This is a genomic window from Francisella frigiditurris, from assembly GCF_001880225.1.
Lineage (GTDB): Bacteria > Pseudomonadota > Gammaproteobacteria > Francisellales > Francisellaceae > Francisella > Francisella frigiditurris.
The window spans coordinates 1,679,785-1,693,969 of sequence record NZ_CP009654.1 but is presented as its reverse complement, the minus strand read 5'-3'; the positions used below and the strand labels follow the sequence as shown (position 1 = coordinate 1,693,969).

Here is a 14,185-nt window from a genome sequence, read left to right as displayed (position 1 = left end):
TTTAGCCTTTTTTATTTCCCTGTAGAAACACAATAGTTTCCTCTAAATGTAATATTTTTAATAAGATTTGTTTTATCATCAACAATCACCCAAGTAGTACAATTCAATGAGTACATATCAGCAAAGTTTGGTTGCTTTTGGGCTTGGATAAATATGGCAGTTTCTGTAGGTCCACCATATCTACCAGCTTCTGGGTTTATCATCATTTTTGTATAAACATAGGCTTTATCTTCATCATTAATAGTCAAAATATTATTTGGGTAACCGAATTTTATCATATAGGCGGTAATAGTTTTACCTATCCAAGATTCTTGTTGATCAATATATTTTTGTCTTGATGCACAAGAACTAAGTAACAAAGTTATAAATAAAGTTGAAAGAATTATTTTTGTAAAACTTTTCATGAGCATTCCTTATTTAATAAATCCAGTTTTTTTCATATATATTGTTAAAAGAGATATAGCTGCTGGAGTTATTCCAGGTATCCTGGATGCTTCACCAAGAGTTGTTGGTTTTTGTTCTATAAGCTTTTGTAGAACCTCATTTGATAATCCTTTAACTTGTTTATAATCAAATTCTTCTGGAATTATCCTTTGTTCTAATAAAGAAAGTTTAGCAATATCTTTGTTTTGTCTCTCAATATAGCCAGAATATTTAGCAGATATTTCTATTTGTTCTATTATATCTTCATCTTCTAAATTAAGGTTTAGATCAGAAATTGTTTTTAATTTTAGATAGTCTATTTCTGGTCTCTTTAATAAATCAAACAGGGTGCTTTCTCTAGTCATTTCTTTCTCTAAGAAACTTTCTAAGTCTCTAGCTTTTTGAGTTTGAGGTCCTATCCATGTATTCTGCATTGATATTATATTTGCCTCAATAGCAGTTTTTTTATTTATAAAATATTCTTCATCTTCTTTAGATAGTAGACCTAATTCAACTGCTATAGGACTTAATCTTAAATCTGCATTATCCTCTCTTAAAACGAGGCGATACTCTGCACGAGAAGTAAACATTCTGTAAGGTTCTTTAGTTCCCTTTGTTATAAGATCATCTATTAAAACACCAATGTAAGCATCAGAACGAGAAGGGTACCATGTCCTATCAGAATTGATTCCAAGACCAGCGTTTATTCCAGCTATTAATCCTTGTGCTGCTGCTTCCTCATATCCAGTTGTTCCGTTTATTTGACCAGCAAAATATAAATTCTTAAGATGTTTTGTCTCTAACGTTGGTTTTAAATCTCTAGGATCAAAGAAATCATATTCAATAGCATAACCAGGTCTCATGATGAAAGCTTTCTCAAAACCTTTGATAGATCTAATGTAATCAACTTGTACTTCAAAAGGTAAGCTAGTAGATAAGCCATTAGGATAAAGTTCAATACTTTCTAAACCTTCGGGCTCAACAAAAACTTGATGTCTTTCCTTTTCAGCAAATCTAACAATTTTATCTTCAATAGAAGGGCAGTATCTTGGACCTATCCCTTCTATTAAGCCACTATACATAGCAGACTTATTTAGATTTTTAGTAATTATGTCATGAGTGGTAGTGTTTGTATAAGTAATGTGACAAGGGATTTGAGTAGGGTGTTCAATTTTGCCTTTTGAGAAAAATGAAAAATATGGAGTTGGATTATCTCCATATTGGACATCCATAACACTAAAATCTACACTTCTCATATCTATTCTAGGAGGTGTGCCAGTTTTAAGTCTATCGACTCTAAATGGTAATGATCTTAATCTTTTAGCTAGGGCATTTGATGGTTTATCACCAGCTCTGCCACCAGCGTGAGATACTTGACCAATATGAATTTTTCCACCAAGGAATGTTCCTACTGTTAAGATAACTTTTTTAGCTCTGAAAGTTACTCCAGTTTTTGTAATAACGCCTGTTACAGTATTATTCTCAACTATTAAATCATCAACTGAATCTTGGAAAAGATCTAAATCTTTATGTGCTGTTAGAAGCTTATTAATGGCCTTTTTATATAAAACACGGTCTGCTTGGGCTCTAGTCGCTCTTACAGCAGGACCTTTTCTTGAGTTTAAAATCCTGAATTGGATGCCAGCCATATCTATAGCTTTTGCCATGATACCGCCTAAAGCATCAATTTCTTTTACAAGATGGCCTTTACCAATGCCACCAATAGCAGGGTTACATGACATCTGCCCAATAGTATCTAAGTTGTGAGTTAATAATAATGTTTTAGTTTTTAACCTTGCTGCTGCAGCTGCGGCTTCAACCCCAGCATGCCCACCACCAACGACTATAACATCATAAACTGTATCGTATATCATAAATTAAAATATAAATATTTTTTAATAAAAAATGCTAGATATCATTTTACTATATTATTAGCTTTTATAATAACTAAAATACTGCTCAAGCTTATATTATTTAGAACACTTTTAACTTATAATTTGTCCTGAGTTAATGAATCCCATAAGTAGAAGTATAGATGTCGCTAAGAGTGAGACATATTTTTGATAAATATATAGATCAAGATCCGATAAAGGTTATGAGAAATAGCACTTTAAAGTCAGCGGCTATTCTCTTTTCTTTTTTGGCTATAGCTTTTACTTTTGACTTTAATAAAAACTTGATAGTTTTATGTCTGTTATTTTTAGCAAATATGATTGCTAGTGTATTGATGGGCAATATAGAAACAAAAAGAAAGGTCTTTTTTCTCTATACAATATCAGCAATGATAATAGTACATGTTTCTACTTATGTGCATCCAATATTTGAAAGAGAATTTTTGCTTATTCTACCATTTGTTTATTTCTTTTTTTGGTTACGCAGGTTTGGGGAAGTTTTTTTATATTTTCCAATGATGCTTATAGTAATGGTATGTATTACTTTTATTAAATTTCCATTGTTTGACTATAATCACTGGAATTTTACTATTTGGAGTATTATTTTAGCGGCGATATTTTATTTTGTGTTGATAAGAGGCTATAAGCCAATGACTAATGATGATATTGAATTAGTTGTTAAATCTTTGATGAAGCTTTTTATTAAAAGCTATAAGGAAACATTTGATAATGCAAAATTTAGAAGGTTTACGCAAACAAAAATCATGGATAGAGCAAATGAAAAATTTAATAATATTATTGCTCTTCAAACACATGGAATGATGTTGCTTAGAAAGTCAAAAATCGAAGACTGGAGATTCTTTTGCTATAACTTAGTAATGCTAAACCGGTTATTAGTAAGATATGTATTAAATTATAAAAAATTTAGCATAAATTATTCACGGATGGGCTTTTCAAATAATGATGAAGTACAGTCTTTGTCTAAAGATTTAGAAAGGATGTTCCTAGAGACTTTGGAGTTAGGAGCAATAATCGTTAGTCACAATCAAGATGCATGGAAAAATAAAATAAGATATATAGAACATCTAAAGTTTAAATTTGAACTAGGATATATAGAAGGCTATAAGCAAGATAAAGAAAAGAGAGATTTCTTATTTAGTTGTATCCTTCTTTTAGATGACATTTTTTTTGCAATAGAAAATACAAGAGAGGCCTATAATGATTTTCTCAAAAGATAGGCTTATTGATAAAATGTCTGATAATACTTTATTAGCCTTTAGAGCTTTATTAGCTTCAACTATTGGTTTATTAATTTGTTATATAGTCTTTAGTCTTAGCGGAGAGGATTCATTTAGAGAAAGAATATACTGGGTAGTGTTTGCGGTTGTGAGTGTTACTGTCAGTACAAATACAGATGTGGTTTTTTCTAGAGCTAAAAATATTGCAGTATTTTCAGTACTTGGTTGTACTTTAGGTTCCGTTATATTGATGCTTATTCAAAAGTATATGGATAGTTTTATCTTAATAGCTATATTGTGTTCATTATCTTTGATGTTATATACATATACAATGTTTCTAAATTATGCGACAAGTGTCTTTTTTATTCATATCTATCTTGTGATGTTTTTCGGATTATTTGTTTTTTGGGATACTGATTTATTTTTTGTCCGTATTATCTGTGTGTTTATTGGAACAATAAGTATATTAGCTGTTTTTATTATTACGAAAAGCACTAAAAATAGAGTTAAGTTCCAAAAAGAGATGTATATTTTATATGGTGAATTTAAACAGATTGTTGATAGTATTGATCGGAAGGTTTCAAATAAAAAAATAATTAACTTAGTGCAAAAAAATATTAGTTTAAACGAACAGCTTTTAGCTGCAAAGTATGAATTTAATACTAGAAGAGAATATTATTCATATAAACAAATTATACTTCTAATGGATGAATTACTAATTAACTTAAAAACATATCGTGTTTTATTTATCCAAGAAAAAAAACATAAAACCGAGTTATATAAAGAGTTTGTGGATTATACAAATGAAGCAATAAAAAAGAACTTTAAGAAGCTGACAATTAGATATGATAGAATTCTATTAGGAGATAAAAAGAATAATCTTTTCTTAAAAAAATAAAGAGAGATATGCAGAACCAAACATTTTTATTCTACGATTTAGAAACAACAGGTATAAATAATTCTTTTGATCAAGTATTGCAGTTTGCAGCTGTGAGAACAGACTTGGATTTTAATGAGATTGAAAGATTTAATTTTTTTGTAAAGCTTAATCCTGATACAACACCAACACCAAGAGCAACAATTACTCATCATATATCTATTGCGCATGCAAATTCTGAGGGTGTTGCCGAATATTACGCTATTCGAAAAATACATAAAATAATTAACGTTCCTGGAACAATAAGTATTGGATATAACACTTTAGGTTTTGATGACGAGTTTCTGCGATTTGCTTTTTTTAAAAATATGCTTCCTCCTTATAATCATCAATTTAAAAATGGCTGTTTTAGAGCAGATTTGTTTCCAGTTGTTGCATGTTACTACCTTTTTTGTAATGAAGCCTTAAAATGGCCTATAGTAGTTGATGATAATGATATGGAAAAGGTTTCTCTAAAATTAGAAAATATAAATTTAGAAAATAATCTACACAGTGGTGGAAGAGCCCATGATGCAATTACGGATGTTTTGGTAACAGTTGAGTTAGCTAGAAAATTACGTCAAGCGAATCCTAAAATGTGGCAGTTTTTATTGCAAAAGTTCTATAAGCAAGTTGATGAGCAAACTTTGGGTAGTTTAGATATTGGAGTTGATGAGTATAAGCAAGCTATAGCAATTGGTGGTATTTTTGGTGCTAAAAATAATTTTATGACTGCAATCTTAAATGTTGGGCAACATAGAAGTTATAAGAACCAAGAAATATTTGTAAGGCTTGATCAGTGTCTATTTTCTGAACATATAGAAAAATTTGAAAGCTTAGAAAATGAGCATTGGCGGCTGACAGTAAATAAAAAGTGGGGAGATATTCCAATTATATTACCTGCTAAGACTAGGTTTGTTGGTAAGCTTCCTCAAGAGAGATTGGATATTATTAAAGCGAATAAAGAGTTCATAAAAGATAATAAAGAACTTTTTAGAGATTTCGTTGAGTATGTTTTAACCTATAAATATCCAGAAATAGAAAATATAGATGTTAGCGCTAGTATTTATCAAAGCGATTTTATGACAGTTGCTGATGAAAAAGGTTGTGATAAGTTTCATAATTCTAAAATTGAAGAAAAAGCTAAAATGCTTAATCAGTTGCCTAAAAGTTATTATGATAGAGCAGTTAGAATAATAGGGAGGTTGGATTTTGAAAAACTGCCCCCAAATTCACAATATGAGTTTCAGGAATATCTTAATAAAATAGTTAGCTTAGAAGAAGATGAGCTTTTAATTGATCATAAGGGTCATAAAAGAATCACATTGGAAGAGATTTATAAAGAAATAGAATATTTAAGAGAAACAGAAAATTTAACAGAAGAACAGCATGCATTATTGTATGAGTTAGAGGAATATCTTTTTTAAGAGATGGATAGATTTAATTTAGTAACAAAATACAAACCAAGTGGTGACCAGCCTAAAGCTATAAGTAGCTTAGTTGATGGTATAAATAATGGTTTGAAGCATCAGGTTCTGTTAGGAGTGACAGGCTCTGGCAAAACCTTTACTATGGCTCATGTAATTAATGAAACTCAAAAGCCTAGTTTAATACTTGCACATAATAAAACCTTGGCTGCGCAACTATATTCTGAAATGAAACAATTTTTTCCAGATAATGCAGTAGAGTATTTTGTTTCATATTATGATTATTATCAGCCAGAAGCTTATGTAGCAGCATCTGATACTTATATAGAGAAAGATTCATCTGTTAATGAGCATATTGAGCAGATGAGACTATCAGCAACAAAAGCTATTTTAGAACGTAAAGATGTAATAATTGTAGCAACGGTTTCAGCTATTTATGGTCTTGGTGATCCAGAGCAGTATATGCAGATGTTATTACATTTAAAAGTAGGTGAAACTATAGATCCTAAGTTGGCTCAAAGAAAGCTTATTGATATGCAATATACTCGTAATGATATGGATTTTAGTAGAGGAACTTATCGAGTAAGAGGAGAAATTCTAGATATATTTCCCGCTGACTCTGAAGCTGATGCTATTAGGGTAGAGTTTTTTGATGATGAAATAGAATCTATAAGCTTAATAGATTCTTTAACTTCTAAAAAAATAAAGCCGTTACATCGAGCAACAATATTCCCTAGTACACATTATGTTGCTTCTAAAGATAGAAAAGAGCAGGTCATAAAGCAAATTAAAGAAGAGCTTAAAGAAAGGATTAAATATTTTGAAGAAAATAATCAATTGCTAGAAGCTCAAAGGATAGAACAGAGAACAAAGTATGATATAGAAATGATAAATGAGCTTGGTTATTGTACTGGGATTGAAAATTATTCTAGATTATTATCTGGGCGTGGTGAAGGTGAGCCACCACCAACTTTGTTAGACTATTTGCCAGAAGATGCTCTAATAATAGTTGATGAATCACATGCTACACTACCTCAATTTGGGGGAATGTATAAAGGGGATCGTTCAAGAAAAGAAAATCTTGTTAACTATGGATTTAGATTATTATCAGCATTAGATAACAGACCTCTTAAGTTTCATGAGTTTGAAAGGCTTATTAACCAAGCGGTATATGTGTCAGCGACTCCTGCTAAATATGAACTGGAAAAATCTGAGAATACAGTTGAGCAGATTATTAGACCTACAGGACTTCTTGATCCCGAAGTGATTGTTAGACCAGTTGCTATACAGGTAGAAGATGCATTATCAGAAATCAATTTAGCAGTAGCAAAGGGTGAGAGAATATTAATAACGACGTTAACAAAGAAAATGGCAGAAAATCTTACAGATTATTTATCTGAACATAATGTCAATGTTAGATATTTACATTCTGATATAGATACAGTTGAGAGAGTACAGATTATTCATGATCTCCGACAAGGTGTGTTTGATGTACTTGTTGGGATTAACCTTTTACGTGAAGGGTTAGATATGCCAGAAGTGGGTATTTTATTAATTTTTGATGCAGATAAAGAAGGTTTTCTTCGTTCTGATAAAGCTCTAATTCAGACAATAGGGCGTGTTGCTAGAAATATAAATGGTAGAGCTATATTGTATGCTGATGTTGTTACAGGTTCTATGCAGAGAGCTATGGAAGAAACTCTTAGAAGAAGAGAAACTCAAAATGAATACAATATAAAAAATAATATTACACCAAAAACAATCATAAAAGATATTGATGACATGCTCGATAGTTCTCCAGAGAAGCAAAGACGAGAATATAAAAATAATGCGAGAATAAAGGTTGATGATGTGGATGTTTCGGCTATACTAGGTATGTCTGAAGCTACTCGAGTTATTAAAGCATTAGAAAAGCGTATGAGAAACTATGCGAAAGAGCTAGAGTTTGAAAAGGCAACAGCTATTAGAGATAAAATAACAGAAATAAAACAGAAATTTATAAACCTATAGAACTTTTATTATGGCAATTGAGAGTAAATTAAAAAAAGATAGATTATTTCTTAGATTTACTATAGCAAAAATAAAAAACTATCTATTTAGAATTAAAAAAAGTTTATATGCAGCTATCATCCTTTGTGGATTTATTATGATGGCTGTATTATATTTAGGAAACTGGGCTTTAGCATTACAATCTTTACAAATATCAGTAACATTGTCATCTATTGTTTTTGTACTATTATTTTTAGTTACTAGAGATGATAATCCTGTTGATATTATTGTTTCAGGTGTTGAGGGTGAATCAAAAGTATTAGATGAGCTAAGAAAATTAAATAATAACTATGTGCTTTTCAATAGACTTATTTTACCAGATGAACAGTCAACATATGGAACTAGAGAATTAGACTTTGTAGTTATTTCAAAAAACTGTATTTATGTTGTTGAAGTAAAGAATAATAGAGGTCATATTGAAGTTCAGAATATGGCTGAAAGATGGCATGTTGAGAAAACATCACAGCATAATAATGTTTATGCTAAAACAATTAAAAACCCAATAAGACAAGTTTTTGCACAAAAGAAAGTTTTACAAACATATTTATTTAAAAAGAAAGTTTATATAAAAGGTATACCTGTAGTAACTATAGTTGTATTTGCTAATGATGATGCTGATTTGAGTGATATTTATGTTGCAGAAGATGCTAATCAAGCAGTTTTACAATTAGAACATTTATTGCCATTCATTGAGAATAAAGAACAATATTTGGAAAAAATTCCTACAAAATCTAGAAAAAAAATAATTAGATATTTAGAAAAGGTTTAGTATGAATAATAGGCCTATAGGAGTGTTTGATTCAGGTATAGGAGGTCTAACGGTTGTTAAAAACCTAATGGAACTCTTACCAAATGAAAATATAATTTATTTTGGTGATATAGCTAGAATTCCTTATGGTACTAAATCTAGGGCAACTATCCAGCGATTTGCTGAACAGACAGTTAAATTTCTATTAGATCAAGAAGTTAAAGCAATTATTATAGCGTGTAATACTATTTCTGCAGTAGCTAAAGAGGCTGTTCAGAATTTGGCTAAGAATATACCAGTAATAGATGTCATAAGTGCAGGAGCAAAAGCTGCTGAAAGCTATAATCATATTGGTGTGATAGCAACACAAGCGACAGTCAATAGTAAGGCATATTCACGAGCTATACATGAGCATAATAAAGATGCTGTTGTTGACTCACAAGAATGTGGTCTTTTTGTACCGATGATAGAAGAAGGCTTTGTAAAAGGTGTAGCAATAGAGGCTGTAGCTAGTGAATATCTAAGTTTTTTTAAAGATAAGGATATTGAAGCTTTAATACTGGGATGTACTCATTATCCATTAATAGCAGATATAATTGCAAAGTTCATTAAAGAGGGTACTTTACTTATTGATCCAGCAACTCAAGCTTGCTTAATGTTAAAAGAATGTCTTGAGGAGAAAGATCTATTGAATGTAACAAATCAAAAATCAGATTATAGATTTTACGTTACAGATATTCCTATTAAATTTAAAGCAATGGGTGAAATGTTCTTAAAAACGCAAATGGATTATTTAGAAATAGTTAGTCTTGAAAATTAGATTTTAGTCAAATAATAATTGTCTTAATAAAACATAAATGAAACACTATATTATAGTAGATTCTATAAAAGAGTTTTTATGGATAATAGACCAATAGGAGTATTTGATTCAGGAGTCGGAGGGCTTTCAGTAATGAAAAGTCTAATGAAGAATCTACCTAACGAAAAATTTGTCTTTTTCGGAGATACTGCAAGAGCTCCTTATGGAATTAGATCATCAGAAACCATAAAGAAATTTTCTACCCAAATAGTAAATTTTTTATTAGAGCAAAGTGTGAAAGCTCTTGTTATAGCTTGTAATACTATTACAGCGGCAGCTGAGGAAACTATTAAAAATATAGCGAAAGATATTCCAGTAATAAATGTAATAAGACCAACAGTAAATGAAGTCTGTAGGAACTATAAATCACTAGGATTAATAGCGACAGAATTTACTGTTAGTAGTAATGTTTATCCAAAAATAATTAATTTATTTAATGAAGATATAGTTATTTATTCACAGGCATGTAGTCTGCTTGTGCCAAGAATTGAATTAGGAGTATTAGAAGGAATAGAGCTAGAAGAAATAGTTGATAACTGTCTTAGACTTTTAAAGAATAAAAACATAGAAGCATTAATACTAGGATGTACCCATTATTCACTTATAAAAAATATAATTTCAAGGTATCTTGGGAAAGATATTTTAATAATAGATCCAGCAGAATTTACAGCATTAGAAGTAAAAAAATACTTAGAAAATAAGATAATTATTTCATCAGGAAAAGGTAGTAAAGAAAGCTATTTTTTTGTTTCTGGAGACCTTAGCAAGTTTAAGCAAATAGGAGAGATGTTTTTAGAAAGTAAGATCGATAATTTAGAGAGAGTATCTCTAGATTTTTAATATTCTGGTATCTAGTAATTTTTTTATTTATACTGCATGAAACTTTTAGAGTATTTAAAGTGATATGAGTGAGATAATTTCTAATAATATGCAAAGTAAAAGAATAGTAATTTTAGCTGGTTTTGGAGCGGTTTTAGAAGTATATGACTACATAATTTATGTTATCTTCGCGAAACAAATATTGGCAACATTTTTTTCAAACATTGAAAACGAAGCCGTAAAAGCTTTTATTGTCGTGGCTATTTTCTCAATAACCTATATTGTTAGACCATTTGGAGCAATATTATTAGGTACATTAGGTGATAGGTATGGTCGTAAGAAAATTTTTACCTTTACTATAGTGCTTATGGGTATTGCTTCTTTTGCAATGGGTATTATGCCAGGTTATGAAACTTTAGGATTATTTGCTAGTTTAAGTTTTCTTCTATTTAGGATATTGCAAGGATTTGCACTAAGTGGAGAGCTACCAGCTGCATATGTAATAGTTTATGAATCTGTTTCTAATAAAATAGGCTTTAGGCTAAGTATATTATTTGCTTTTGTATTATCTGGTTTTTTATTAGCTACTACAGTTTGTTCAATATTAGAGTTTATATTTGGTGAATATGCTTGGAGAGCTAGTTATATATTAGGGGGAGGACTAGCATTTTTTGGATTCTATCTAAGATTAAAGCTCAATGAGACTCCTTTATTTAAGAAAATCTCAAGTGAGAAGAGAAAGCCTTTATTTGAGCTTTTTAAATATAATGCTTTAGGAATACTCACGGGATTTTGTTTTGCTATGTTATTTGCTACAGGAGCAATAATACTATTACAATATTCTAACTTTTTCATATCTAAAATATTAGATAAAGATAGTGTAACTAGTATTATGATACCAGTTCAAATATTGGTTTTATTTGCTGTAATATTCTTTGGATATTTTTCAGATAAAATAGGTCTTTTGAAAACATACACTATAGGATGTATAGGTCTTTTAATTTTTGTAGGACCTTTATTTTCAATAATGAATAGTTTTAATACTGTGCTAATTGGAATGATGTTGTTAATTATATTGTATGCCTTCGGAGCTTCAGTCACTTTATTTTTCTTATGTGATATTTTTCCAACTGAATTTAGATTATCAGGAGTGGCTTTAAGCTATAGTATAAATTCAGCATTTGTTGGTGGAGTATGCCCTTTATTGAGTAATCATATAATCGAAAATTCAGGTGTCTTATGGCTTGGCCCAACGACTATATCTATGCTTTGCTTAGCTTTTGGTTTGTTAGCTATCTTATTATATAAAAAAGTTGGTGGACATTTCAAAGAAAGAGAAAATGCCAATATCAAGCTTTAAACAATTAGGCAAATTATCTTAATCCTGTTACTCTTTATCATTATAAATATCATTATAAATATCATTAGAGTTAATAATTGGAAAATAAGCGTTTAAATATATTTTTACTTATTCCATTGGTTGTAACTTTTTCATTTGGAATGGATAGCTATATTCCTTTTATTATAGTAATAAAAAGTCAGCTTAATCTGTCAGCATCTATTGTTCAGCTAAGTATGAGTATTTATATATTTGCTTTAGCGGTTGGTCAGATTTTTATAGGATTATTATCTGATTATATTGGTAGAAAAAAAGCCTTATATCTTTCAACGATTCTTTTTATGGCATCATCTGTATTATGTGGATTTTCAACTTCTGGCACTCAGTTAATTATAGGAAGATTTTTACAGGGTATAGGCGCTTGTGGTTTAAGAGCTTGTACTTATACAATGGTTAAAGACTGCTACGATGGAGATCAGGCATCGGCTTATTTGACTCGTTTATATAGTGCTGTGAGTTTGTCTCCTATGATAGCTCCATTAATAGGTGGGTTTGTTGGTGGAATATGGGGCTGGGAAGCTATATTCTTTATGATGGTGATTTTAGGAATAGCGCTTTTAGGATGTATTTATCCATTACCAGAAACATATAGTAAACAAACAGAAAAAACACTTAAGCAACATTTTAAAGACATTGGAGCAGTGTTTAGAGATAAGCAAATTCTTTTTTATGGGTGTTTATCAGCTGCTGGAATTACAGCAATGTTTTGTTTTGTATCTTCAATGAGTTATATAATTTTATTGCAGTATCATTTATCTCAAGAGTATATATATCTGACATTTGTGATTTGTGGCATAGGTATGTTTATAGTAGGCATGCTTTCTAAAAAGATTATTTCTTCATTAGGCTCTAAGCAAGCTCTATATTATTCATTTGGAGTTAGTGTATTTCTCTTGATTATAATGAGCATATTAAGTCTTTTAGGAGATTTGAATTTCTCTATGTATGTACTATTTAGTATGCTTCTAATAAGTATTGCAATTATTTTAAATGGATGTTCTATTTCAATGGGAGTAGCATCACGTAAAACATTAATAGGTTTAGGCATATCTATAATTGGAGTGCTTGGATACGGTATTGCTGCAATAAGTGGTTGGGTATTATCACTATTACCAATAAATACTTTTAGCTATGGTTTAGTTGTTGGTACATATTATCTATTTATGATAGTAATATCTTTAATAGCAATTAAGCCTAAGAAGGCTATTATCAATTAACTATTACTTATAAGATTGATTAGATTAGTATAATATTTGACACCATTTAGCATGGCATCTGCAGTTAAATCAAATGTTGGCTCATGTACCATAGAAGTAAAACCTTTAACTTCATTTCTAACACCAAGAAACACATAACAAGCAGGTATTTCTTTTGCAAAATAAGAAAAATCTTCAGACCCCATCCATGGAATTTTTGACTCTACAACATTAGTTTCACCAAGTGCTAACTTTACAGCCTGAGTAGCTTTATTGGTTGGTGCTTCAGAGTTTCTTGTTTCAGGATAACCATTAATATAATTTATATCTACATTTCCATTATAAGTTGTAGCAACACCTTGAGCTATTTCATGTAAACGCTTTTTTGCAAGGTCTTTTCCATTGGAGCTCAAATATCTTATAGCTCCCTTTAACTTGACCTTGTCTGGAATTACATTATATGCTGAGCCTGCTTCAATAGCAGTTACTGAAATAACTATGGGATCAAAACTATCACTATTTCTAGATACTACTGTTTGTACTTGATTAATAAATTGCGAAGCCATAATAATTGGGTCATTTGCTGTCATAGGTATACTAGCATGCCCACCTTTACCATGAAAAGTTATATCAAATAGATCTACCCCAGCTAGAGCAACAGGAGAGCATATTTGTATTTTACCCTCATCAATAAGAGGCATGACGTGTATGCCATATATTTCATCGACTACATCTATAGCACCATCTGCTATCATAGCGGGGGCTCCACCGGGTAGGACCTCTTCAGATGGTTGGAAAAGAAAGCGAACATTAACGTTCAAAAATTCTTTGTTTTTTACTAATTGTTGAGCTGTAACCAAAACCATTGCACAATGCGAGTCATGTCCACACATGTGAGCTTTGCCATCTACTTTAGATCTATATTCACAAGAGTTTTGTTCATGAATCGGTAAAGCATCCATGTCTGCTCGTAATGCTATAGTTTTTTTTGCATTTGGGACTTTTAAATCAGCAATAACACCTGTTTTACCGATACCAGTTTTTATTTCTAACCCTAGTTTTTCTAATTCTGCTGTTATGTATTTAGCAGTATTTTGCACATCAAAACCAAGCTCTGGATATTCATGAATATGCTGTCTAATACGTTTTAGTTCAGCAAGAGCATTTTCATTTATAGTAATTTTATTATTCATAATATGTAGAAAAAATATCGTAATTA

Annotated in this window: 12 protein-coding genes; 9 read left to right on the top strand and 3 right to left on the bottom strand. The window is 30.5% G+C overall.

The features are described 5' to 3' along the window. Positions 1 to 11 precede the first annotated feature (11 nt). Together KX01_RS08480 and mnmG are read right to left on the bottom strand one after the other, a co-directional pair. Entirely contained in the window at positions 12 to 404 is a 393-nt protein-coding gene (locus tag KX01_RS08480; RefSeq protein ID WP_083578925.1) for a hypothetical protein, read from the bottom strand. 9 nt (positions 405 to 413) lie between these two features. Then, the gene (gene mnmG, locus KX01_RS08475) at positions 414 to 2,297 is read right to left on the bottom strand and encodes a tRNA uridine-5-carboxymethylaminomethyl(34) synthesis enzyme MnmG (RefSeq protein ID WP_071664570.1); all 1,884 of its coding nucleotides are present in this window, start codon (positions 2,295 to 2,297) and stop codon (positions 414 to 416) included. Between the two features lie 161 nt (positions 2,298 to 2,458). Between mnmG and KX01_RS08470 the strand changes: the two genes are divergently transcribed. From KX01_RS08470 to KX01_RS08430, 9 genes are all read left to right on the top strand, one after another. Beyond that, complete coding sequence (locus KX01_RS08470) at positions 2,459 to 3,553, top strand: hypothetical protein (RefSeq protein WP_071664569.1); 1,095 nt, start codon at positions 2,459 to 2,461, stop codon at positions 3,551 to 3,553. Then, positions 3,534 to 4,451, top strand: a complete 918-nt coding sequence (locus tag KX01_RS08465) for an FUSC family protein (protein ID WP_071664568.1) — start codon at positions 3,534 to 3,536, stop codon at positions 4,449 to 4,451. The genes KX01_RS08470 and KX01_RS08465 overlap by 20 nt, the downstream gene beginning before the upstream one ends. An 8-nt stretch (positions 4,452 to 4,459) precedes the next feature. Continuing rightward, on the top strand, positions 4,460 to 5,896 hold the full coding sequence (locus KX01_RS08460; protein WP_071664567.1) for an exodeoxyribonuclease I: 1,437 nt from the start codon (positions 4,460 to 4,462) through the stop codon (positions 5,894 to 5,896). Positions 5,897 to 5,899: 3 nt separating this feature from the next. Then, complete coding sequence (gene uvrB / locus KX01_RS08455; RefSeq protein ID WP_071664566.1) at positions 5,900 to 7,906, top strand: excinuclease ABC subunit UvrB; 2,007 nt, start codon at positions 5,900 to 5,902, stop codon at positions 7,904 to 7,906. Positions 7,907 to 7,916: 10 nt separating this feature from the next. After that, positions 7,917 to 8,714 carry a nuclease-related domain-containing protein gene (locus tag KX01_RS08450; protein ID WP_071664565.1) on the top strand — a complete coding sequence of 266 codons (798 nt, stop codon included), beginning with the start codon at positions 7,917 to 7,919 and terminating at the stop codon, positions 8,712 to 8,714. A gap of 1 nt (position 8,715) precedes the next feature. Further along, positions 8,716 to 9,513, top strand: a complete 798-nt coding sequence (gene murI, locus KX01_RS08445) for a glutamate racemase (protein ID WP_071664564.1) — start codon at positions 8,716 to 8,718, stop codon at positions 9,511 to 9,513. A 78-nt stretch (positions 9,514 to 9,591) separates the two neighbouring features. Continuing rightward, positions 9,592 to 10,392 carry a glutamate racemase gene (murI, locus tag KX01_RS08440; protein WP_071664563.1) on the top strand — a complete coding sequence of 267 codons (801 nt, stop codon included), beginning with the start codon at positions 9,592 to 9,594 and terminating at the stop codon, positions 10,390 to 10,392. A gap of 64 nt (positions 10,393 to 10,456) precedes the next feature. Next, positions 10,457 to 11,731: an MFS transporter gene (locus KX01_RS08435; protein WP_232223328.1), complete on the top strand. Its 1,275-nt coding sequence runs from the start codon at positions 10,457 to 10,459 to the stop codon at positions 11,729 to 11,731. Between the two features lie 77 nt (positions 11,732 to 11,808). After that, positions 11,809 to 12,987 carry an MFS transporter gene (locus KX01_RS08430; RefSeq protein ID WP_071664562.1) on the top strand — a complete coding sequence of 393 codons (1,179 nt, stop codon included), beginning with the start codon at positions 11,809 to 11,811 and terminating at the stop codon, positions 12,985 to 12,987. On the opposite strand, the gene KX01_RS08425 is transcribed toward KX01_RS08430, so the two are convergent. Further along, a complete protein-coding gene (locus KX01_RS08425) occupies positions 12,984 to 14,159 on the bottom strand; it encodes a M20 metallopeptidase family protein (protein WP_071664561.1) in 1,176 nt (391 codons plus the stop codon). The genes KX01_RS08430 and KX01_RS08425 overlap by 4 nt on opposite strands. Between the last annotated feature and the right edge of the window lie 26 nt (positions 14,160 to 14,185).

Coding starts and splice junctions, on each gene's coding strand:
- murI (WP_071664564.1), top strand. CDS start 8,716: ATGAATAATAGGCCTATAGGAGTGTTTGATTCAGGTATAGGAGGTCTA.
- KX01_RS08465 (WP_071664568.1), top strand. CDS start 3,534: ATGATTTTCTCAAAAGATAGGCTTATTGATAAAATGTCTGATAATACT.
- mnmG (WP_071664570.1), bottom strand. CDS start 2,297: ATGATATACGATACAGTTTATGATGTTATAGTCGTTGGTGGTGGGCAT.
- murI (WP_071664563.1), top strand. CDS start 9,592: ATGGATAATAGACCAATAGGAGTATTTGATTCAGGAGTCGGAGGGCTT.
- KX01_RS08480 (WP_083578925.1), bottom strand. CDS start 404: ATGAAAAGTTTTACAAAAATAATTCTTTCAACTTTATTTATAACTTTG.
- KX01_RS08470 (WP_071664569.1), top strand. CDS start 2,459: ATGTCGCTAAGAGTGAGACATATTTTTGATAAATATATAGATCAAGAT.
- KX01_RS08435 (WP_232223328.1), top strand. CDS start 10,457: ATGAGTGAGATAATTTCTAATAATATGCAAAGTAAAAGAATAGTAATT.
- KX01_RS08450 (WP_071664565.1), top strand. CDS start 7,917: ATGGCAATTGAGAGTAAATTAAAAAAAGATAGATTATTTCTTAGATTT.
- uvrB (WP_071664566.1), top strand. CDS start 5,900: ATGGATAGATTTAATTTAGTAACAAAATACAAACCAAGTGGTGACCAG.
- KX01_RS08425 (WP_071664561.1), bottom strand. CDS start 14,159: ATGAATAATAAAATTACTATAAATGAAAATGCTCTTGCTGAACTAAAA.
- KX01_RS08460 (WP_071664567.1), top strand. CDS start 4,460: ATGCAGAACCAAACATTTTTATTCTACGATTTAGAAACAACAGGTATA.